We start from the raw sequence: 20102 nt of genomic DNA, 5'->3' as shown, positions 1-20102 counted from the left end.
CCGGTGGAAGACATGAACCTGAGGGCGCTTTCATTTGCAGAAGGCTAACCGGGAGGATACGCCGACATGGCCTTTTCGACAGCCTCCCGAATCGCATCGGTGCGATCACTTTGCGTGCCCTGGGTACCGGTTTCGGCGCTGGCGCTCCAGACCGGTTGACCACTGCCGGCGTCGAACAGATCGACCCGCACCACCACGACCTGCTCCTGATAGGTACGCACGATCGGCACCGAGTTGTACATCCCGTAACCGCGGCCGTAACGGTCATAACCGCCGTATCCGCCGCCGTAGTAACCGTAATCGTCCTGCACCTGACGCAGGCGGGTTTCCAGGCTCAGGTTGGCGCTGACCAGCAGGTCGGCCGGGCGATTGTCATGCAGCGGGCGCAGGCCGCGCTGGTCCAGCGCACTGCTGACGGCTTCGGCCACTTGCGCCGAATCCGCCCAGGCCGTGCCCGGCGGCAGCTGACTGTTGAGCCACGCCCAGCTGCGATAGCGCCCGTAGTCACGAGGGGGCGCGGGATAAGCGCTGCGGTCGAAGGTGGTCGCCGCTTGCGGTGGGGCCGGCGGCAACGGTCGTGACTGCGCCACGTAAGGGTTGCTGCCCTGGCAGGCGGCCAACCCCAGACAGATCAGCAGTAACCCTGAATGACCTTTCATATCTCGCTCCGATCAGATCGGCCGGCAGATCCAGTGCAAGTAGCGCCCAAGCCCGGCGAAGCTTGGGTGACGACGGTGGGCGAGCTCCATCTCGAGCAAATCAATCAACTCGGCGCGGGCCTGGAATTCCACCGGCATGTAATCGTGGAAAACCCGCACCCCGCTCTGGGTTTCGACCTGCCACAACCCGGCGAGTTGCGTCGCCAGTTCCCGTGGATCGAGTGGCTGCTGCGGGGTCAGGCTCTGCTTTTCGCCGGCCAGGTCGTTCTTGCGCATTTTCTTGAAATGGCCTTTGAGCAGGTTCCGGTAAATCAGCGCATCGCGGTTGTAGAACGCCAGCGACAGCCAGCCGCCGGGCTTGGTCAACTGATGCAGCACCGGCAGGATCGCGTGAGGTTCGGCCAGCCATTCCAGCACCGCATGGCACAGCACCAGATCGTAAGGCTCGGTGAGCTGGCCGAGCAGTTCCTGCCAGGGCGCCTGAATGAACGTCGCGCTTTGCCCGGCTTCGGCAAAGCGCTGGCGGGCGCCTTCGAGCATCGGTTCGGCCGGCTCGGTGAAGGTCACCTCGTGCCCGCGTTCAGCCAGCCACAACGACATGTGGCCCAGGCCGCCACCGATGTCCAGCACCCGCAACGGACGATCCGGCAAGGCTTCGGCGAGGTCGGCCTGCAACACGGCGAGGCGGATCGCGCCTTTGGCGCCGCCGTAGATTTTTTCGGCGAAACGGGTCGCCAACTGATCGAAATGACGGTCGCTCATCAGCTGAACCGCCGTTCGCTGTCGGCGAGTTTGCTGCGCACCACTTCATTCATGTCCAGCCCCAGTTCGCTGCACAGCAGCAACAGATAGAGCACGATGTCGCCGACTTCCTGCCCGGCATGGGCGAGTTTGTCCGCCGGCAATTGGCGGGACTGGTCTTCGGTCAGCCACTGGAAGATTTCCACCAGTTCGGACATTTCCACGCTGGCGGCCATGGCCAGGTTTTTCGGGCTGTGAAATTGCCGCCAGTCATTACGGTCGCGAATGGCGTGCAGGCGTTCGGTCAGTTCAACAAGGTTCATCGGGCTCTCCTGAAGGCGTATAGCTTCGGGGGGATGCCGAGCGAAGGCAAGCGCCAGTCGACCGTTAAAACCCTCTATGCTTGCAGGGAACTCGACCGCACCCGCTGCGGCCCAAGGCTCAGCTCTTTCATCAGGAAACAGACATGCAGGTAGAAAGCTTTTTCGAATGGCTGGGCCAGGCGCTCGGCTCGATCATCCGCTTCATCGTCGATGGCCTCAGCGGCCTGTTCAATCTGCTCGGCAACGCCGGCGGCAACTTTGTCGACGGGCTGTCGAAGGCGCTGGGCATGGACACGTCGATCATCAGCATCATCGCGCTGATCGTCGGCCTGATGCTGCTGTGGTCGGCGATCCGCGCGTTCATGAATGCCTCGATCATTGCCGGAATCATCTGGTTGCTGCTGGGATTGTGGCTGCTGAGCTGGATCATTCACTGACACCTCCCGCTACAATGCCGCTCCCCAAGGAGCCCGCATGTCCAACCTGATCGCCGACTGGCGCGACCGCCCGACCCATCAACGGGTCTGGGCCCTCGCCGCCCCCATGATCCTCTCCAACATTTCCGTGCCGCTGGTGGCGCTGGTCGACAGCACCGTCATCGGTCACCTGCCCCACGCTCATCAACTGGGCGCGGTGGCGGTTGGCGCCAGCCTGTATACCTTTCTGGCCTGGGCCATGGGTTTTCTGCGCATGGGCACCACTGGCTTCGCCGCCCAGGCCGCCGGGCGCAGCGACGGCGCGGCCTTGCGGCAGATTCTGCTTCAGGGCCTGCTGCTGGCGATGGGGCTGGCGCTGCTGCTCGGGGCGCTGGGTGTACCACTGAGCGGGGTCGCACTGCACTTCATGCAACCGTCGGCGGAGCTGGATCAACTGACCCGTGACTTCTTTCACACCCGCCTGTTCGGGCTGCCGGCGGCGCTGGCCAGTTATGCGCTGGTCGGCTGGTTCCTCGGCACCCAGAATGCCCGGGCGCCGCTGGCGATTCTGCTGAGCACCAACCTGATCAACATCGTGCTCAACCTGTGGTTCGTCATTGGGCTGGATTGGGGCGTGGTCGGTTCGGCCCGCGCATCGGTAATCGCCGAATGGAGCGGCGCCCTGCTCGGCCTGTGGATGACTCGTAGAGCCTTGCGCGCCTATCCCGGACACATTGCCTGGGCGGCTCTGAAAATCTGGCAGAGCTGGCGTCCGCTGCTGGCGGTCAACCGCGACATTTTCATCCGCAGCCTGGCCCTGCAATCGGTGTTTTTCCTGATCACCGTGCAGGGCGCGCGACTGGGCGATGCCACGGTCGCGGCCAACGCGCTGCTGCTCAACGGCCTGCTGCTGACCGCCCACGCACTGGACGGACTGGCCCACGCCGTCGAAGCCCTGTGCGGCCACGCCATCGGCGCCCGTGATCGTCTGGCCCTGCGTCGTTCGCTGGTGGTTGCCGGCGGTTGGTCGTTGCTGGCGAGCCTGGGCTTCGCCGCGCTGTTTCTGCTGGCCGGCCACCTGTTCATCGAAATGCAGACCGACATCCAGAGCGTGCGGGAGACCGCGTACATTTACCTGCCCTACCTGGCTGTCCTGCCGTTGATCGCGGTCTGGAGCTACTTGCTCGACGGCCTGTTCATCGGCGCCACCCGCGCCCGGGAAATGCGCAACGGCATGCTGGCCACCGTGATCCTGCTGCTGCCTGTCGCTTGGGCGCTGCAAGGTCTGGGCAATCACGGCCTGTGGATTTCGTTCCTGTTGTTCATGGTGCTGCGCAGCCTGGCCCTCGGGGGACTGGCGTGGTGGCTGCGACGCACCGATGGCTGGTTCAACGGTGCCGCTCACTGAAGCGATGCTTCACGACGGATCGTTCAACCAGCGCCGACGCAACAGTTCGAGTCGTTCTCGCGGAGTCAAACCTTGCGGCAGCGGCATCAGCTCGGCACGCGGATGCAGCAAACGCAGCCACAACCAGTCGTCCAGCAGCGTCCGCTCGCTGAAGCCCAGTGCCAGACCTTGTTCCTGAAAGGCAGATATCAGCCGAAAGTTGTTTCCCGTCGCCTGACTCCAGCGCCAGACATGCTGATCCAGCAGGCAACGGTGCAAGCGTTCACGCTGTTGCCGGGTCAGGCTTTGCTCGATGCGCAGCGGCTCCACGGGCAGCCCCGGATTGCGAAGTTGCTGCCAGCCCTGACTGCCACCAGCCAGATCGGCCCAGGTCCCGCCGAACCAGCGCAGCCATCCGATCGGCCCAAGCCAGCAGCTCAATTGCCGGGCATCGCAGGCATCGAAAAAGTAACTGGCGGTCTGCCGATTGTAGAAATTGAGCAGTGCCCGGTGATTCAGGCCGATGGACACGGTCAGCATCCGCTGCAAGTGTTCGCGCAGTGACTGCGCCGAGACCTCGCTGCCCAGCAGCAGCCCTTGCCAGGTCATGGGATCAGTATGACAGAGCGCCGATAGCGCCGGGCAGTCACGCAGGTCGATCAGCCATGGGCCTTGCTCACTGACCGGCTGAAACTCGGTACCGTCAAACAGCTGCAGGCAGTGCACACCGGAGAATCCCTGACGTAACGTCTTCACTGCCTGAGGCGCCTGTGCGATATCCAGCAACAACCATTGAGCGCGTTGTCCGGGGGCTGCGCCGCTCATCTTCCATCGCTCGTTTTGAGCCCGGCGACCAATCGACAGCTGCACAGTGACGCCGAGCAATGGCGATAACTGCCGCCCCCCGGTATCAGGCACAGCAACAACAAAGGCTCGGCCGCCTTCAACCATTGAGGCACGCCGGCGGTATCCAGGCGCTCGGGCAGCGTTGACGATGCGTCATCCTCGATGCCCTCGATGAGTGCCGGGACCTGCAAGACGCCGCTGATCACGGGCTGTTCAGGGTCACCTTCCAGAAAGCTCACCACCACCTCTACCCCGTCCTTCAATGATGCCATCGGCGTATCGGCCAACGCCGGCGCCAGCGGCAGCCAGCAGTGGCTGGGGCGGGCCCCTTCGCCCTGATAAAGCCAGTCGAACTGAACGGCCACCGGCCGCACGGCATCAGGTTGCGTCTCCTCGACCGACACCACCCAGGCACGCTGTGGGCTGCACATGCGAGCACCGCGGTATTCAACGGGTGATCGAGGCTCCGGCAACTGGTCAAGGGCAAAAATCCGGTTGCTGTAGGGCGGCTCGAGCGACTGATCGGCTCGATGCTCGATTCGACTCACCAGCCAGTCCGTATTGGCGTCTGCCAAGGGCTCGCCGGAAATCGTCAACCAATGACCACTGCGCAGGGTTGGCGAATCGGAATGCCCCTGCGCCGTCAGTGTCCGCCGCGGCCCCTTTGCGTGCAGGCGGGCATGCTCGCCCAGTTGCCAGCGGCGCACTGGCGGCGACGGCGCTCCTTCTTCGCTCTCGAATTGCAGATTGCCGGCGCGTGGCAGCCGGGCCGGGTCATCACCGAACACCAGGCAATGCCCCTGGCTCCCTTGCTCGAAGTGATAGTGAATGCGTGTCTGTCCGCACAGCCTCTGTACCAGTTGCAGATCCGACTCGCCGTACTGGGTGCAGAATGTCCGGGGCGGATAAGCGCCTTGCAGATCGAACCGACGCCAGTTGCCACTGATGCCGTGCTCCTTGAGCACCTGATCCAGAATCTGCGGCACCGAGCGGTCGCTGAAAATGCGCTGGCTGAAGCGCAGTCCCAGACAGCTCAACCGCGGCCCCAGCCGCGCCCGGCACAACCGGGCGCTGCGCCCCTGTTCATGCTGGACAAGGCTATGCAACTGCCCGTGAATACCATTGCCGCAAGGCCCGAAACACAGGCGCGCCGAACGATACATCAGCCCGGCAAGGTCCAGGTGCGGATCATCGACCAGCAAGTCGATCTCGAACGCGAAAGGCTCGCTGATGGCTTCGCAACCCGTAAATGCCAGGACTTCAAGCGAGTCGGACAGGCCCGCTACATCGAGACGAAACGACGGCTCGTCGGCTGGATCGAACATGGGGGGATTCTCTACAGGGGGGCGGGCGGGGATTCTCGCCGAGACCCATGGCCGAGTAGAGGGCCGAACTACAAATTCGGAAATGACCTACGCGAAAAGCAGACAACGTCACTTTGCTGGCCTGGAAACAGGCCATTTCGCGAAGAGAAAAAGAAGCGTCTCACCCGGTCATCTGAAACGTCCGCGGTGGGCGGAACAATTTCAGACAACCAGATAAAAGCGGAACCTGGCCTCAGGAGGACAGGTAGGAGGAGCGGGTCAGACCCAGGCGCAGGGCATCGAGGAACTGGGTGCGTTCGCTGGCGCTGATGCGGGCACTGGCGCACTTGTCGCGATAGTGAGTCATCAGTTCTTCCGGCGACAGGTGCACATAGCGCAGCATGTCTTCGATGGTGTCGTGGGTTTCAATGCCGGCGTGGTACACGCTGCCGTCGGCGTTCTGGTAAATGTTCACCGAGTCGGTGTCACCGAACAGGTTGTGCATGTCGCCAAGAATTTCCTGATAGGCGCCGACCAGGAACACGCCCAGCAGATAGTCTTCACCTTCGTTCAGCGCATGCACGGGCAGGCTGGTCTCGATGCTCTGCTCGTCGACGTACTGGTTGATCTTGCCGTCGGAGTCGCAGGTCAGATCCTGCAGCACCGCGCGACGCAGCGGCTCTTCGTCGAGACGGTGCAACGGGATGATCGGCAGCACCTGATCGATCGCCCAGGTGTCCGGCAGGCTCTGGAATACCGAGAAGTTGCAGATGTACTTGTCGGCCAGCTTGTCGTTGAGTTCGTCCAGCACCTGACGGTGCGAACGCTGACGTGCCTTCAGCGAGTTGTGCAGACGACGGCATACGGCGAAGTAGCACTGCTCGGCCAGGGCCTTCTCGGCCAGGGTCAGTTTGCCGTCGGCGTACTGGGCGGCCACGTCGCTCATGTAGTGGGTGGCGCGCCAGTAGGTTTCGGTGACCATTTCGATGTCGGTCGGGCCCAGCAGGTCAACCAGCCACTGCACGGTTTCCGGCAGCGCTTCCTTGTTCTCGATCAACGGGATTTCGTCGTTGTGTTTCTCGACGTCGGTGACCTGCACCACCAGCATCGCGTGGTGCGCGGTCAGCGAGCGGCCGCTTTCGGAGAAGATGTGCGGATGCGGCAGCGCCTGCGCATCGCAGAACTCCTTGAGCATGCCGACCACGACACCGGCGTAGTCATCCATGTCGTAGTTGATCGAACTGGCGTTGCGCGAGTGCGTACCGTCGTAGTCCACACCCAGGCCACCACCGACGTCGATGTGATCGACCGGCAGACCGAGGTTGCGCAGCTCGCCGTAGTAACGGATCGCTTCCTTGAAACCGTGCTGGTAGTCGGCCAGGTTGGCGATCTGCGAACCCATGTGGAAGTGCAGCAGACGGATGCCCTGATCCAGGCCCGCCGCGCGGAAACGCTCGACCACCGACAGCAGTTGCGCCGCCGACAGACCGAACTTGGATTTCTCGCCACCGGTGTCCGCCCACTTCGACGACGCCAGGGAGGACAGACGCACGCGCAGACCGACCTGCGGCTTGACCTTGAGCGAGGCGGCCTCTTCGATCACCAGACCGACTTCGGATTCTTTCTCGATCACAATGAATACATTGTGGCCGAGCTTCTGGCCCATCAGCGCCAGACGGATGAACTCGCGGTCCTTGTAACCGTTGCAGACGATGGTGCCGCCCTTCGGCGCCAGCGCCAGCACGGCCAGCAGCTCGGGCTTGGAGCCGGCTTCCAGACCGATCGAAACGTTCTGGGTGGCGATGATGTTCTCGATCACCGCTTCCTGCTGGTTGACCTTGATCGGGTACAGCGCGGTGTATTTGCTCTGGTATTCCAGACGCTCGATGTTCGCATCGAAAGCGCCGGTCAGCTGACGGACGCGGTCTTGCAGGATGTCGGGAAAACGCACCAGCAGCGGCAGGGACAAGCCACTCTTGCGCAGCTGGTCGACTTGTTCGAACAGATCGATAGGCGAGCTGCTCGGGCCGTTCGGACGAACTTCGACGCGACCGGCGTCATTGATCGCGAAATACCCGGCCCCCCAATGGCGAATCCCGTAAACACTGCGGCTGTCCGCAACTGTCCATTGGCTGCCATCGTCTTTGCGTGTGCGTCGTACGGACATCGAAGTCCCCTATAAAGAAGTCATAGTGCGTCGCCTGATCGCAGGCCGGCGCAGTCTAAAGAATGAAAATGACGGTTCGTCAGCGGGGCGGTAGACCGCGCTGACAGCGTTGAGTTTAGAAACCGGTCATGAACAGGCTCTGTGAAAACCATGGAAACGACGTCAGGCCCAGGGACTCTGGAGCTGAATCAAGCCGCCGGTGGGTTTCACAGAGGCTGCTAGCCGCCGGACTTCTTCGCTTTGAAGCCGTGCTTGACCAACTCGGCCAGGAGCAGCTCGACATGGTCGCCCTGGATCTCGATGATCCCGTCTTTCAACGCACCGCCGGTGCCGCAACGTTTCTTCAACGTTGTCGCCAGCTCCTTGAGTGCGTCTTCGGCCAGAGGCACGCCGGTGATGGTGGTCACCGTCTTGCCGCCACGCCCCTTGCTCTCGCGGCGCACACGGGCAATGCCGTCGCCGGCCGGGATCACGGTTTGCTTGCAGATACAGGCGTCCACCGGCTTGCTGCATTCCGGGCAATGACGACCTGCGTCGGTGGAAAATACCAGGCCGCCCAGGGCGGCGAAGGATGCGGCTTTTTTGGCCACCGGCAATCCTCTCGGGAGGACAAAGACTGATCGCTGCCTTGGGCAAGGCTATCGACCGCGAAGCCCCACTCAGGCAGGGGCAGCGCTACTGCACCGGTTCTTCAATAAAAGCAGGCCGGTGCAGCTTGAAAAGGTCGCGCAGTGTAACGGCAAAAACGCCGATTGCTAAGTGCCAATCGGCGCCAATTTATGTGTTCTTTGCGACGTTGCTTTGCTGAGCCTTCAGATAACGTTTCAAGGCTGCCAGAGAGTCCGGGCAATAAGGCTTTTGCTCGATTTCCCGCATGACCTGTTCGACCGGAATGAAACGCGCTTCGAGCACCTCCTCCGGCTGCAGGATCAACGGCCCGTCCCACACCGCCGAAAACGCCGAACACCACAGGCGATTGCCGGTGTCTTCGAAGTAGAAATGGTCGTGGGCCGTCAGTTCGACACCACTCACCCCCAGCTCTTCCTCCAGCTCACGGGCCGCCGACTCGGCGTAGGTCTCGTTCGCCTGCACCATGCCGCCCGCCGCCACGTCCCAGTAACCGGGATAGATGGCTTTGCTCAACGTGCGCCGATGCACGCAGAGTTCACCGGCGGAGTTGAACAGCATGATGTAGGTGCCACGGCCGATCAGTCCGCGTTCTCGCAGGTCCGAACGCACCAGGGCGCCGAGCAGGTTGTCCTGCTCGTCCACCCAGGCGATCTGTTCGGCATCCGAGGCGGCGCGGTGGGCCGCCTCTTTGGCGCTCTCGTCCATGACTCAGCCCTGATTGAGCAGTTGACGCAAATCGATCACGGCCGCGTTGGCCCGGGAAATGTAGTTGGCCATGACCAGCGAGTGGTTGGCCAGCACACCGAAACCGCTGCCATTGAGGATCATCGGGCTCCAGACCGGCTCCTGGGAGGCTTCCAGTTCGCGGATGATCTGACGCACGCTGACGGTCGCGTTCTTCTTCGCCAGCACGTCGGCGAAATCGACCTCGATCGCGCGCAGCAGGTGCGACAGCGCCCAGGCCTGACCGCGAGCTTCGTAGAACACGTTGTCGATCTGCATCCACGGAGTCTCGACGACTTCCTCGTCGACCTGCGGCACTTCACCCACCGCCGGCACTTCGGTTTTCAGCGCGGTGTTGAGCTTGACCCGGCCAACACTGGCCGACAGGCGTTGCGACAGCGACCCGAGACGAGTGCCGACATCACCCAGCCAGTTGTTCAGGTTGTCGGCACGGGCGTAGAACAGCGCGTTTTTCTGGGTCGGGTCGGACAGGCGCGCCTGATAACGGCTCAGGGAATTGATGCCTTCCTGATATTCCGACTCGCTGGATGGCAGGACCCAGCTCTTGTTGTCGAAGTTGAAGCGCGGCTCGGCCTTGGCCAGGTCGGCGTCTTCAGCCGATTGCGACTGCGAACGGGCGAAATCCTTGCGCAGGGCGCGGGTCAGGTCGCGGACCTGCACCAGTACGCCGTATTCCCAGCTCGGCATGTTGTCCATCCACAGGCCCGGCGGGAAACGGTCGTTGGAAATATAGCCGCCCGGCTTGTCGAGCAACGTGCCGGCAACGGTTTTCAGGGTTTCGACGGTGGTGTAGCCGACCACCATCTGCTTGCCCTCTTTCTCGGCGGCAACCTGAGCGTTCTGCGCCACGGGAAACAGCGCCGGCTCCTGGCTCCAGTACCAGCCAAGGGCAATAGTCACCAACAGGTAAATGGCGACCAGCGTGGCCAGCGCCCGGCTGAACAACAGCCCGCCGACATAGCTGCGGGCGGCCGACTTGGGCTCGGCGGCACGTTCAGGCGCGCTGCCCGCGCGGTTCTTCCAGTCCAGCATGGCGATATCCTTTCAATCTTGGGTTCAACGGTTCGACCACAACCATACAACAACGTGCCTCGACCGGGCACCCGCGATCAGGGTAGCGGAGAAAAACAAGTGGAGGTCGTCGGTGAACGAAAGGATAGACGCAGGCTTCAGACGTTGAAAATTCGCATTGAAATCTGCCGGGCATCATCCGGAATGAACAGATGCGCGATGCCCTGCGCGTCGGTTCGGCGCTGGGTGGGAACACCATCGACCGTTGCAATGTAGGCCTGCTGCGGCAATGGCTCGCCGGTCATGCTGTCGACCAGACGATAGATTCGCGGTGTTCGGGTGGGTTGGGGCGGGGGATTGTTCATCAGGTCGAGTACCGCTTGATCGAACGCTGACTGGGCAGTGGGCCATTCACTGTAATCGGCTTCGGCCCTGAGCAACCGCCATTCGCCGCGTTCGATGTGCTCCAGCACTTCACTGTCCAGATCGAGCATCAGACCGGCCCGCAGTTGATCGAGACCTTCGAGGGGTTGCCTTTCCAGCAATACCTTGCAAACCCGCTCCAGCGCCTGATCCACCGGATAGACATGCAGGCGCTCGTTTTCGGTCAGGTGCGAATGGTGAACCATCCTCATCCCTGGCCCTCGCTCTGCCACTCATCCGAACCCATCGTCCGGCTGATCTCATGCCGCCAGTAGATGCGACGGTAACTGAAGTGGACTTTTTCCCGTTGTGTCAGGTGCGCTGTGACTGGGTCCTGGCAGTCGGGCATAAAGACCTCGGCGCTGACGATCTGCGCGTCCTCCAGTTCAATCGTATAGAAGTGCTCCTGAGTACCGTGGGCCGATGTTCGATAGAACTCCAGACAACACTTGCTCAGCCGTTCACCGGAACACAGGGCGACCTGGATCAGCGGCGACGCTTTGTCGATGGTTTTGGTGATGACCAGCGGTTTGTGCATTCGCCGCCCGGCACCCGCGCCGTTGGGCAGGAGAATGCCGTGGCTGAAGGCCTGAACCATGATCTTGTTCTCACGCCCGTTCTGGTAGCTGTTGCCCACCGACGGTTCGGTGAAGGCACCGGCGCTGATCAGGCCCTGGCGGCTGCCATGAAGGGTCATAAAGGCAGGGGTTGGCATGGTATTGCTCCTTTTTTGGGTTGCGGCGGGGGAAAGGGGTGGGGTTCTTCGTAGAGGGTTTCCGTTTCCTCGAAAGGTATCCAGGGCTCGGCAACGGCCAGGGTGATGAGATAGCGTTCCTGGTCGGGATGCCTCGAGTCGCGAAACCGTGCAAGAACCAGCATCGCCTGGTATTTATCGCCGGCCTGCCAATAAGAAATCCCGGGAATCACGCTGTCTCTGAGATAGACCCGCCACTCGGGTGTATCCGACATGGTGGGTTCTCTTCGCGTCCCCATCGGCCTCCAGCCTTTCGCGCACCATTGGGCTTGCAGATCCAGAACGACCTTCACGGCATCGTCGATCAATAACGGCTCGACTTGCGGCGACATACGTACGTCAAAGATCACGTTGTCATTGAATCCAACGGAGAAAAAGCGGGCCAGCGGCGTTTCGAATCCGTACTGCGCATCGACAAATCGCATTCGCGCATCCGTCTTCGGCATGCCACCCCAAACGTGACCACGAATCAACCGGCTAAAGGGGGCGGTTGAGTGCTCGCGCATATTTTCGTAAGTCCCACCGATCTCCAAGGCAATCATCGGGTCGTCCCACAATGGCTGCGTCAGTTGACGTGTGGCGGCCAACGCCAAGCCAAAACCAACCACCAGGCACGCCCAACGGTGACAATTGGGCAGAAAGGATCTCAAGCTCATCAAGCGCCCTCTTTGACGGCAATTTCTCTGATGGATTGCGCCAAAACCTCTCTGTTGCGGTCGTTGAGCATTTGGTCAAAACGGGCTGCCGCCCGAAGCACGAACTTCATCCGCTGATCGATATCGGACAGATCAGCCAGGGGATTGCTGCCAAAACCGATGGTTCGGCCATCATCGACGCGCGTGCATTGACTGGTGAGGGTCAACTCGATGGCCTGAGCCACGCCGGAAGGGAAATCGGTAACGTAAGAAAAGTGGTTACCACGCAACAGTGTTACCAGATGACGATTTTCATAAATGGCGGGCTGAAGAATGTTTCGCTGCTCGTGAAACGCCAGATGCTCCACACTTTCGGCGATATTTCCGGCCTCTATCGCCTCAAAGCCCTTCAGGACTTCTTTGGATGCCAAACCGAAGGAAAGTATTTCTTCCCCAATTGGCCAAAGCACCGGAAATCTCGCGCTCCCATAAATTTCCTTGCGGACACCCAGACACTTCTTCAACTCCGCCAACCCTCGCACCGCATAAAACTGATGCAGCGGATAAACATCCAGAAACAGCGTGGTATTGCCCATCGCCATCATGTCGTACACATGCCGGAACTGTTGCTGCACCAATGACAGCTCTTCACCCGAAATACGCAAATCCAGCGAAGGCACAGGGTTGCGCGCCCTCGCCTCTTGGTAATCCCCCCAGTCCTCGGCCTGTCGGGGCATTTTGTCCGGAGTGAGCAGCCCGGACTCACGGCGCCCGTCCCGCACCCGCTGCCGCGCCTCATGCTCCTGGCGGATCAGCTCGATACTGTCCCCCGCATGCAGCAATCCACAACCGACCTGCTTGGACGCGAACGCCGCCAGCCCGGCCCACTGGAACCGCGAGTCATGCAGCCACAGTCGGGCATACGCGGCGTTGATCGCCCGGTTGCGCTGCACCGGATCGGCGATCAGCACGCCGTCAGGGGCGACGATGTTCTCCGCCTCCCGCTGATAGGCACGCCAAAGGCACTGGCACGTCAAAACCGGCACCTCGGTCACCCTCACCCGTTCGCCATACAACATCTCTTCATTGCACTCACAGTCGGCAACGGGCGTGATGTTGTGATTCAGGCGCAGGGCATCGCTGGGGTATTTGTTGAAACACTGGGTCATGTCCGGGCAAACATCCGGTAGGGGTTTCCCTGACCCTACCAGCGCAAAACACTTGCGAAACCGACCTTGGGAAAAATCAGAAAGCCCTGACAGACGATGACCATCGAGCGCGGGGAAGCGTCCTCAAAGCCCTGAGAAACATCCTTCAAGGCCCGGTTTACGGGCATTTGATCGACGAGCAAGTCCCGGATGAAACCGATCAGTCAGAAACTGAATGGTGACGCACAGCAGATTATTGACGTACGACACTCATGTAAGGGAAAAGAGGTGCTAGCATAGAGCCACCAGTCGATCTCAGCATGCACCCTAACTAGTAGTCAGGATATGACCGAGCCAGAAGACCCCAGCCGTGAGCGCCTCAAGCACCACTTTGCCCAGCGGGTAATTCATCAGGCACGTCAGATTCTTGAGATATGGCAGCGCCTGCAACGCAGTGAGTGGTCCACTGCCGACCTCGCCGAACTGAGCGAGGCCAATCTGCGCCTGCTGCGTTTTGCCGAGCGCTTCGAACAGCCCGAGCACACTCAGCTGGCCCGCCACATCAGCCAGTCGCTGGAAGCGGTGGACGCCAATCGCGGACGCCTGAGCAGCGGCCTGATCACCGATCTCAACCGTTTGATGCAGCGTCTGTCGCGCACCGGGCTGCGCCATGGCGACCAGCTCGATCAGACCTTCCTGCCGCCCTTGCGCAAACCGATCTACGTGATGCTGCAGGATCACGACCGCGCCGAGCGGCTGGCCAAGCAGCTGGAGTTTTTCGGTCTGAGCGCTCAGGCGCTGGACAGTGTGTCGGCGTTTCGCTCCTCGATGGTCGAGCGCCTGCCGGCCGCGATTGTCATGGACGTGGATTTCAGCGGCGCCGGCGTCGGTCTGAAGCTCGCCGCCGAAGCCCAGCAAGGTCTGGAAGAACCGCTGCCGCTGCTGTTCTTCAGCCTGCACGAAACCGACACCCCGACCCGCCTCGCAGCGGTGCGCGCCGGTGGCCAGGAATTTCTCACCGGTACCCTCGAAGCCTCGAGCCTGCTGGAGAAGATCGAAGTCCTGACCTGCGTCGCCCAGTACGAACCCTATAAAGTGCTGATCATCGACGACTCCCGCGCCCAGGCCCTGCACACCGAACGCCTGCTCAACAGCGCCGGGATCGTCACCCGCACCCTGATCGAACCGATCCAGGCCATGGCCGAGCTGGCGGACTTCCAGCCGGACTTGATCATTCTCGACATGTACATGCCGGCCTGCACCGGCACCGAGCTGGCCAAGGTCATTCGTCATAACGATCGATACGTCAGCGTGCCGATCATTTACCTGTCGGCCGAAGACGATCTGGACAAGCAGCTCGACGCCATGAGCGAGGGCGGCGACGACTTCCTGACCAAGCCGATCAAGCCGCGCCACCTGATCACCACCGTACGCAACCGCGCCGCCCGCGCGCGCAACCTGAAAGCACGGATGGTCCGCGACAGCCTCACCGGCCTGTACAACCACACGCACATTCTGCAATTGCTCGAAGACTGTTCGTTCCGCGCCCGCCGCGAGAACAAGCCGTTGAGCTTTGCCATGCTCGACATCGACCACTTCAAACGGGTCAACGACAGCCACGGCCATCCCATGGGCGACCGGGTGATCAAGAGCCTGGCGCTGTTTCTCAAGCAGCGTCTGCGCAAGACTGACTTCATCGGCCGTTACGGCGGCGAAGAGTTCGCCATCGTCATGCCCGACACCGATATAGAAGCCGCGCACAAAGTGCTCGACGAAATCCGCCAGCGCTTTGCCGAGATTCACTATCCGGCCCAGCCGCAGGATCTGTGGTGCACCTTCAGCGCCGGCGTGGTGGAGATGCACGACGACTCCGACAGCCTGATGATGGCCAGCCAGGCCGACGAGGCGCTGTACCGCGCCAAGGGCGAAGGGCGCAATCGGGTGCAGACCGCCCGCGACTCAAAGCAAAGTGCCACTTTTTCATCGGAATCGCCCCAATCGGTCATAACCCTGTAACAGAACCGCAATAAATTCAGGCACTTACCATTCTGCCGTTGGTAGCCGTCATGCGCCTGAAGTTGCTCACCAATCTCAACACTCTGTTGCTGGTCGCCGTCTGCGTGGCCCTCGGCGCCACCCTGTGGTGGTCGCAGAAAGCCTTGGAACGCCCGTATCTGTTGATGGAGCGTTACCTGGGGCTGTCGCAGCAATTTCAGAATGAAGTCGCACGCAACGTCGAGGATTACCTCGCCAGCGGTGACGCTCTGCGCCTGAGCAGCGCCAGCCAGGCCATCGATCAGTTGCACAAAGAACTCGGTGAGCTGCCGCCCGCGCTGGCCGACACCTTGCGCCCGAGCCTCAGCGGCCTCGATGAATTCAGCAAGACCGACCTGCTGGCTGCCGGCAAACTCGCCGGTGATCCGCAGGCGTTGCTATTGCAGGCCGAGCGCGAATTGAGCGCCAGTCTCGACCAACTCAGCACCTACGCCGGTGGCAACGCGACCTACCTGACGCCCCTGCTGATCGCCTCTCAACATCTGGGCAAACTGTCGCTGGCCCGGGACAAACTGGTCAGCAGCGGACGCAGTGAACTGGCCGCCGATGTCGAGCGCGAAGTCAGCAACATCCGCGCCCAGGCCCAAACGATCGATGCCCTGCCCTTGCTCGGTGTGGTCGCCAGCAGTGAGTCCGGCAGCGACGACTTCGCCGCGCTGATGGGCATCGAAAGCACCGAAAAAGCCGCCGCCGAAGACGCCGGCGTCGGCCTCAAACGCGAACTCAACAGTTTGCTCGGCCGTTATCCGGCGGAGCTGGCGCGCACCCGCGAGCAGATCCAGAAGCGCACCGACCTGAGCACCGCAACCCACCAGAAAATCGCCGCCGTGCAACAAGCCATCGCCGGCCTCGAACCGGTGGTACGCGCCCAGCACGGGCAGATCCAGGGCGAAGTACGGCTGATGCAAGGCGTGATGATCGGCCTGATTCTGCTGATCGCGCTGCTGATCGATACCCTGCAGCGGCGCCTGGCCCGCACCCTGACCAACCTCGCGCCGGCGCTGTCGACCTGGGCCGAAGGCGACTTCAGCCGCGACATTCATCTGGGCAAGACCAACCGCGAACTGCACGACATCGAAGCCTCGCTCAATCGTCTGCGCGCCTACCTGGTGGATCTGGTCGGGACCATTCGCGGCAATGCCGAACAGGTGGCGGGCAGCAGCCGCACCCTCGCCGAACTGAGCAATGACTTGCACAGCGGTGCCGAACATCAGGCCGGCGATACAGCGCTGATCCGTGATTCTCTCGGCGAACTGGAAGCGACCATTCAGCAAGTGGCCGGCGATGCGCGCCAGGCCGCCGACGCCAGTCGCCATGCCGGGCTGGCGGTCGAACACGGGCAACAGGTGATCGGCCAGAGCCTCACCGGCCTGCACGCGCTGGTCGGTGAAGTGCAAGGCAATGCGCAGATGATCGAACACCTGGCCGAAGAGTCGGCGACCATCGGCGGCGTACTGACGGTGATCCGCTCGATTGCCGACCAGACCAACCTGCTGGCGCTCAACGCGGCGATCGAAGCCGCCCGCGCCGGGGAAATGGGTCGCGGATTCGCCGTGGTGGCCGAGGAAGTGCGCTCGCTGGCACAACGCACCGCCGGCGCCACCGCCGAGATTCAGACCCTGATCGCCGGCCTGCAAACCGCCGCCCGGCAATCGGTCGAGGGCATGCGCGCACAGGTCGAACATGCCGAAGCCACCGCCAATCAGGCGCAATCGGCGGACGGGGCGCTGGACAAGATTGTCGGCGCGATCCAGACCATATCCGACACGGCCATCCGCATTGCTGAGATCACCGCGCAACAGAGCGGCGCGGTCAGCGAGATTCGCGATCACAGCGAACGGATTCACCAGTTGGGCGGGGACAATCTGCTGCGCATCGGTCAGGGCCGCGAGCAAGGCGAGAACCTGCTGTTGCTGGGCGGTCAGCTACACACCGCCGTGCAGGCGTTCCGCGTGTGACACACAGCGCAGGGCCAAGTCCGCTATCATTCCCGCACCTTTGATTCGCGAGATTGTCATGCGTCGTCTGCTCTGCCTGCTGTTTTTCGTCTTCGCCCTGCCGGCCGGCGCCGCCGGTCTGTTCGACAGCAAACCCAGCGCCACGCTGGGCTCGGTCAACAACAGCGCCGACTTCCTGCCAGTGCGCGAAGCCTTTCAACTGAGCCTGGTCGAGAGCACGCCGCAATCGGTCAAACTGCGCTTCGTCGCCACCGAAGGCTATTACCTCTACCGCCACCGTTTCCAATTTCGCGCCGAGCCGGCGGAGGTAAAACTTGGCGCCGCACAACTGCCGCAAGGCGAACAGAAACACGACGAGTATTTCGGTGACGTCGAGGTCTACCACGGCATTCTCGATGTGGAGCTGCCACGCAATGATGCCCGAGCGTTCACGCTGGCCGTCACCTATCAGGGCTGTGCCGACAAAGGCTTGTGCTATCCACCGGAAACCGAGCGCCTGAGCATCGCGGGCAACGCAGCGCCAAGTGACGCGTCCACTCCGGTGACCGGTTGGGACTGGCGAGATCTGGCGCTGTTTTTCCTGGCGGGCCTGGGCCTGACCTTCACGCCGTGTGTATTGCCGATGCTGCCGATCCTGTCCGGTGTGGTGTTGCGCGGGCAGGTCGGCGGTTTGCGTGGCTTCAATCTGTCCCTGGCTTATGTGCTGCCGATGGCTGCGTGCTTCGCCCTGCTCGGAGCCTTGATGGGGCTGTTCGGCGCGCAACTGAATCTGCAGGCACGGCTGCAATCGGCGTGGGTGCTGGTGCCGTTCGCGATGTTCTTTGCGGTGTTCGCGCTGGCGATGTTCGGCGTATTCGAGCTGAAACTGCCGCACTTCATCAGCAGCCGCCTCGACCGGATCGCCGGGCGCACAGAAGGCGGCTCGTTGTGGGGCGCGGCGGTGTTGGGTGTGGTGTCGAGTTTGCTGGTATCGCCGTGCGTTTCCGCACCGCTGGCCGGCGCACTGCTTTATATAAGCGCCAGCGGCGACGCGCTGGGTGGCGGCCTGAAGCTGTTCATGCTCGGCCTGGGCATGGGCGCGCCGCTGTTGCTGGTGGCTACCGGTGGCGCGGCGTGGCTGCCGAAAAGCGGGCCTTGGATGATGTACGTGAAGAACGGCATCGGCGTGTTGCTGCTCGGGCTGGCCATCGGTTTGCTCAGCCGGGTATTGCCGGGACAGATCACGTTGCTGCTGATCGGCTTGCTGGCCGGCGGCGTCGGCCTGTTCCTCGGCGCTCTGGAATTCGTCTACAAACCGCCGCGCAAACGCCTCGGCCAGTTGCTGGGCCTGTTCCTGCTGTTTTATGCGCTGGCCTGCTGGTACGGCGCGTTCAGCGGGCAGACCGACCCGCTGAATCCAATAGCCCCGGCACGCCTCGCCGACGGCGGTTCGACTGGGCAAAACAGCGGTTCGTGGCAGACCGTCAGCACCCCGGCGGAACTGGATCGGGTGCTGCTCGAAGCGAAAACCGCCGACACCCCACTGCTGCTCGACTGGTACGCCGACTGGTGCATCAGCTGCAAAGTCATCGAACACGAAGTACTCAATGACGCCACAGTCGTGGATCGGCTCAAGGGCTTTCGGCTGATCCGCTTCGACATCACCGCCAGCAACGCCGAACAGCGCACCCTGCTCGACCGCTACAGCCTGTTTGGCCCACCGGCGCTGATGTTCTTCGGCAAAGACGGAGTGGAACGTCGCGATGTGCGGGTGATCGGCGAGATCAACGCCAGCGACTTCGCCGAACGTGTCGCCAAAGCGAATGACCGGATTTAATCAGTCAGTCACATATTTTGCGCAAACATCGGTCATCGTGCTGGCTATTGCAGAGAACTGGACAGTCACAAAGTCTTTGCGGCATAGTCGCCGGGTTCTGACGAAGGCTCACCCATAACAAGGAACACGCAGATGGCAACGCTACTGGTGCTGCACGGCCCCAACCTGAACCTGCTCGGCACCCGGGAACCCGGGACCTACGGGTCGACCACCCTGGCGCAGATCAATCAGGATCTGGAACGCCGCGCCCGTGAAGCCGGCCATCATCTGCTGTATCTGCAAAGCAACGCCGAGTACGAATTGATCGACCGCATCCACGCCGCACGCGGCGAAGGCGTGGACTTCATTCTGATCAACCCGGCGGCATTTACACACACAAGTGTCGCATTACGTGACGCGCTGCTGGGAGTGAGCATCCCATTCATCGAAGTGCATTTGTCCAACGTGCACAAACGCGAACCTTTCCGCCATCACTCTTACTTCTCCGACGTAGCGGTAGGAGTGATCTGCGGCCTTGGCGCCAGCGGTTACCGACTGGCCCTGGAGGCTGCACTAGAGCAGCTTGAACACCAAGCTATACGCCCCTGACCGACCCTTGGGAGTTGATGATTCATGGATATCCGTAAAGTTAAGAAACTGATCGAATTGCTGGAAGAGTCCGGCATCGACGAGCTCGAGATCAAGGAAGGCGAAGAGTCCGTACGCATCAGCCGCCACAGCAAGACCCCGGCGCAGCAGTACTACGCACCGGCTCCGATGCAGGCTCCGGCCGCTGCACCTGCCGCCGCTGCCGCTCCGGTTGCTGCTGCCGCAGCTCCAGCTGCCGCTGCTGCTCCAGCGCTGAACGGCACCGTTGCCCGTTCGCCGATGGTCGGCACCTTCTATCGCAAATCTTCGCCAACCTCGCCGTCCTTCGTTGAAGTCGGCCAGACCGTGAAGAAAGGCGACACCCTGTGCATCGTCGAAGCCATGAAGATGATGAACCACATCGAAGCTGAAACCAGCGGTGTGATCGAGTCCATCCTCGTCGAAGACGGCCAGCCGGTTGAGTACGACCAACCGCTGTTCACCATCGTTTGAACTGC

General features: G+C 61.9%; 20 protein-coding genes. 7 read left to right on the top strand and 13 right to left on the bottom strand.

What is annotated here, in order from left to right:
- Window positions 1-44: 44 nt before the first annotated feature.
- Genes PDR5_RS03240 through PDR5_RS03230 form a run of 3 tightly spaced genes read right to left on the bottom strand, consistent with a single transcriptional unit; the run spans window position 45 to window position 1723 of the window.
- Window positions 45-659 carry a DUF4136 domain-containing protein gene (locus PDR5_RS03240; protein ID WP_064593250.1) on the bottom strand — a complete coding sequence of 205 codons (615 nt, stop codon included), beginning with the start codon at window positions 657-659 and terminating at the stop codon, window positions 45-47.
- Between the two features lie 12 nt (window positions 660-671).
- Entirely contained in the window at window positions 672-1421 is a 750-nt protein-coding gene (locus PDR5_RS03235; RefSeq protein WP_064593249.1) for a methyltransferase, read from the bottom strand.
- The gene (locus tag PDR5_RS03230) at window positions 1421-1723 is read right to left on the bottom strand and encodes a MazG-like family protein (protein WP_007951009.1); all 303 of its coding nucleotides are present in this window, start codon (window positions 1721-1723) and stop codon (window positions 1421-1423) included. The genes PDR5_RS03235 and PDR5_RS03230 overlap by 1 nt, the downstream gene beginning before the upstream one ends.
- A 143-nt stretch (window positions 1724-1866) precedes the next feature.
- Here PDR5_RS03230 and PDR5_RS03225 point away from each other — a divergent pair, with 143 nt between their 5' ends.
- The gene (locus PDR5_RS03225; RefSeq protein WP_007951010.1) at window positions 1867-2160 is read left to right on the top strand and encodes a hypothetical protein; all 294 of its coding nucleotides are present in this window, start codon (window positions 1867-1869) and stop codon (window positions 2158-2160) included.
- A gap of 37 nt (window positions 2161-2197) precedes the next feature.
- The gene (locus PDR5_RS03220) at window positions 2198-3547 is read left to right on the top strand and encodes an MATE family efflux transporter (RefSeq protein ID WP_064593248.1); all 1350 of its coding nucleotides are present in this window, start codon (window positions 2198-2200) and stop codon (window positions 3545-3547) included.
- Between the two features lie 9 nt (window positions 3548-3556).
- Here PDR5_RS03220 and PDR5_RS03215 read toward each other — a convergent pair whose 3' ends face one another.
- The 10 genes from PDR5_RS03215 to PDR5_RS03170 all read right to left on the bottom strand — a co-directional run bounded on the left by PDR5_RS03215 (window position 3557) and on the right by PDR5_RS03170 (window position 13209).
- Window positions 3557-4351, bottom strand: a complete 795-nt coding sequence (locus PDR5_RS03215; protein ID WP_064593247.1) for a DUF4123 domain-containing protein — start codon at window positions 4349-4351, stop codon at window positions 3557-3559.
- Entirely contained in the window at window positions 4348-5697 is a 1350-nt protein-coding gene (locus PDR5_RS03210) for a type VI secretion system Vgr family protein (protein WP_064593246.1), read from the bottom strand. The genes PDR5_RS03215 and PDR5_RS03210 overlap by 4 nt, the downstream gene beginning before the upstream one ends.
- Window positions 5698-5929: 232 nt before the next feature.
- Window positions 5930-7843 (bottom strand): arginine decarboxylase, encoded by a 1914-nt coding sequence (gene speA, locus PDR5_RS03205; protein WP_039772053.1) that lies wholly within the window; start codon window positions 7841-7843, stop codon window positions 5930-5932.
- 218 nt (window positions 7844-8061) lie between these two features.
- A complete protein-coding gene (locus PDR5_RS03200; protein ID WP_007951016.1) occupies window positions 8062-8433 on the bottom strand; it encodes a translation initiation factor Sui1 in 372 nt (123 codons plus the stop codon).
- 187 nt (window positions 8434-8620) lie between these two features.
- The gene (locus PDR5_RS03195) at window positions 8621-9178 is read right to left on the bottom strand and encodes an NUDIX hydrolase (RefSeq protein ID WP_064593245.1); all 558 of its coding nucleotides are present in this window, start codon (window positions 9176-9178) and stop codon (window positions 8621-8623) included.
- A gap of 3 nt (window positions 9179-9181) precedes the next feature.
- The gene (locus tag PDR5_RS03190; RefSeq protein WP_064593244.1) at window positions 9182-10249 is read right to left on the bottom strand and encodes a DUF2333 family protein; all 1068 of its coding nucleotides are present in this window, start codon (window positions 10247-10249) and stop codon (window positions 9182-9184) included.
- Between the two features lie 137 nt (window positions 10250-10386).
- Window positions 10387-10863 carry a hypothetical protein gene (locus tag PDR5_RS03185; protein ID WP_064593243.1) on the bottom strand — a complete coding sequence of 159 codons (477 nt, stop codon included), beginning with the start codon at window positions 10861-10863 and terminating at the stop codon, window positions 10387-10389.
- Window positions 10860-11366 carry an Hcp family type VI secretion system effector gene (locus PDR5_RS03180; protein WP_064593241.1) on the bottom strand — a complete coding sequence of 169 codons (507 nt, stop codon included), beginning with the start codon at window positions 11364-11366 and terminating at the stop codon, window positions 10860-10862. The genes PDR5_RS03185 and PDR5_RS03180 overlap by 4 nt, the downstream gene beginning before the upstream one ends.
- Entirely contained in the window at window positions 11345-12061 is a 717-nt protein-coding gene (locus tag PDR5_RS03175) for a hypothetical protein (protein WP_064593239.1), read from the bottom strand. Before PDR5_RS03175 ends, PDR5_RS03180 begins: the two co-directional genes overlap by 22 nt.
- A complete protein-coding gene (locus PDR5_RS03170) occupies window positions 12061-13209 on the bottom strand; it encodes a DUF2515 family protein (RefSeq protein WP_064593237.1) in 1149 nt (382 codons plus the stop codon). Before PDR5_RS03170 ends, PDR5_RS03175 begins: the two co-directional genes overlap by 1 nt.
- Before the next feature lie 324 nt (window positions 13210-13533).
- Here PDR5_RS03170 and gcbA point away from each other — a divergent pair, with 324 nt between their 5' ends.
- The 5 genes from gcbA (at window position 13534) to accB (ending at window position 20097) form a co-directional block, all read left to right on the top strand.
- Window positions 13534-15204, top strand: coding sequence for a diguanylate cyclase GcbA (gene gcbA, locus PDR5_RS03165; RefSeq protein WP_064593235.1), 1671 nt, complete (start codon window positions 13534-13536; stop codon window positions 15202-15204).
- A gap of 50 nt (window positions 15205-15254) precedes the next feature.
- On the top strand, window positions 15255-17201 hold the full coding sequence (locus PDR5_RS03160; protein ID WP_064593234.1) for a methyl-accepting chemotaxis protein: 1947 nt from the start codon (window positions 15255-15257) through the stop codon (window positions 17199-17201).
- A 58-nt stretch (window positions 17202-17259) separates the two neighbouring features.
- A complete protein-coding gene (locus tag PDR5_RS03155; protein ID WP_064593232.1) occupies window positions 17260-19017 on the top strand; it encodes a protein-disulfide reductase DsbD in 1758 nt (585 codons plus the stop codon).
- A 132-nt stretch (window positions 19018-19149) separates the two neighbouring features.
- Window positions 19150-19605 carry a type II 3-dehydroquinate dehydratase gene (gene aroQ / locus PDR5_RS03150; protein WP_064593231.1) on the top strand — a complete coding sequence of 152 codons (456 nt, stop codon included), beginning with the start codon at window positions 19150-19152 and terminating at the stop codon, window positions 19603-19605.
- Between the two features lie 24 nt (window positions 19606-19629).
- Window positions 19630-20097, top strand: coding sequence for an acetyl-CoA carboxylase biotin carboxyl carrier protein (gene accB / locus PDR5_RS03145; protein WP_007951023.1), 468 nt, complete (start codon window positions 19630-19632; stop codon window positions 20095-20097).
- The last annotated feature ends 5 nt before the right edge of the window (window positions 20098-20102 follow it).

This window comes from Pseudomonas sp. DR 5-09 (assembly GCF_001655595.1).
Taxonomy (GTDB): Bacteria; Pseudomonadota; Gammaproteobacteria; order Pseudomonadales; family Pseudomonadaceae; genus Aquipseudomonas; species Aquipseudomonas pharyngis.
This window is presented reverse-complemented; position numbering and strand designations above follow the sequence as displayed.

Bases quoted from the DNA above. Each gene is read 5' to 3' on its own strand.
- PDR5_RS03240 (WP_064593250.1), bottom strand. From the start codon at position 659: ATGAAAGGTCATTCAGGGTTACTGCTGATCTGTCTGGGGTTGGCCGCC.
- PDR5_RS03235 (WP_064593249.1), bottom strand. From the start codon at position 1,421: ATGAGCGACCGTCATTTCGATCAGTTGGCGACCCGTTTCGCCGAAAAA.
- PDR5_RS03230 (WP_007951009.1), bottom strand. From the start codon at position 1,723: ATGAACCTTGTTGAACTGACCGAACGCCTGCACGCCATTCGCGACCGT.
- PDR5_RS03225 (WP_007951010.1), top strand. From the start codon at position 1,867: ATGCAGGTAGAAAGCTTTTTCGAATGGCTGGGCCAGGCGCTCGGCTCG.
- PDR5_RS03220 (WP_064593248.1), top strand. From the start codon at position 2,198: ATGTCCAACCTGATCGCCGACTGGCGCGACCGCCCGACCCATCAACGG.
- PDR5_RS03215 (WP_064593247.1), bottom strand. From the start codon at position 4,351: ATGAGCGGCGCAGCCCCCGGACAACGCGCTCAATGGTTGTTGCTGGAT.
- PDR5_RS03210 (WP_064593246.1), bottom strand. From the start codon at position 5,697: ATGTTCGATCCAGCCGACGAGCCGTCGTTTCGTCTCGATGTAGCGGGC.
- speA (WP_039772053.1), bottom strand. From the start codon at position 7,843: ATGTCCGTACGACGCACACGCAAAGACGATGGCAGCCAATGGACAGTT.
- PDR5_RS03195 (WP_064593245.1), bottom strand. From the start codon at position 9,178: ATGGACGAGAGCGCCAAAGAGGCGGCCCACCGCGCCGCCTCGGATGCC.
- PDR5_RS03190 (WP_064593244.1), bottom strand. From the start codon at position 10,249: ATGCTGGACTGGAAGAACCGCGCGGGCAGCGCGCCTGAACGTGCCGCC.
- PDR5_RS03185 (WP_064593243.1), bottom strand. From the start codon at position 10,863: ATGAGGATGGTTCACCATTCGCACCTGACCGAAAACGAGCGCCTGCAT.
- PDR5_RS03180 (WP_064593241.1), bottom strand. From the start codon at position 11,366: ATGCCAACCCCTGCCTTTATGACCCTTCATGGCAGCCGCCAGGGCCTG.
- PDR5_RS03175 (WP_064593239.1), bottom strand. From the start codon at position 12,061: ATGAGCTTGAGATCCTTTCTGCCCAATTGTCACCGTTGGGCGTGCCTG.
- PDR5_RS03170 (WP_064593237.1), bottom strand. From the start codon at position 13,209: ATGACCCAGTGTTTCAACAAATACCCCAGCGATGCCCTGCGCCTGAAT.
- gcbA (WP_064593235.1), top strand. From the start codon at position 13,534: ATGACCGAGCCAGAAGACCCCAGCCGTGAGCGCCTCAAGCACCACTTT.
- PDR5_RS03160 (WP_064593234.1), top strand. From the start codon at position 15,255: ATGCGCCTGAAGTTGCTCACCAATCTCAACACTCTGTTGCTGGTCGCC.
- PDR5_RS03155 (WP_064593232.1), top strand. From the start codon at position 17,260: ATGCGTCGTCTGCTCTGCCTGCTGTTTTTCGTCTTCGCCCTGCCGGCC.
- aroQ (WP_064593231.1), top strand. From the start codon at position 19,150: ATGGCAACGCTACTGGTGCTGCACGGCCCCAACCTGAACCTGCTCGGC.
- accB (WP_007951023.1), top strand. From the start codon at position 19,630: ATGGATATCCGTAAAGTTAAGAAACTGATCGAATTGCTGGAAGAGTCC.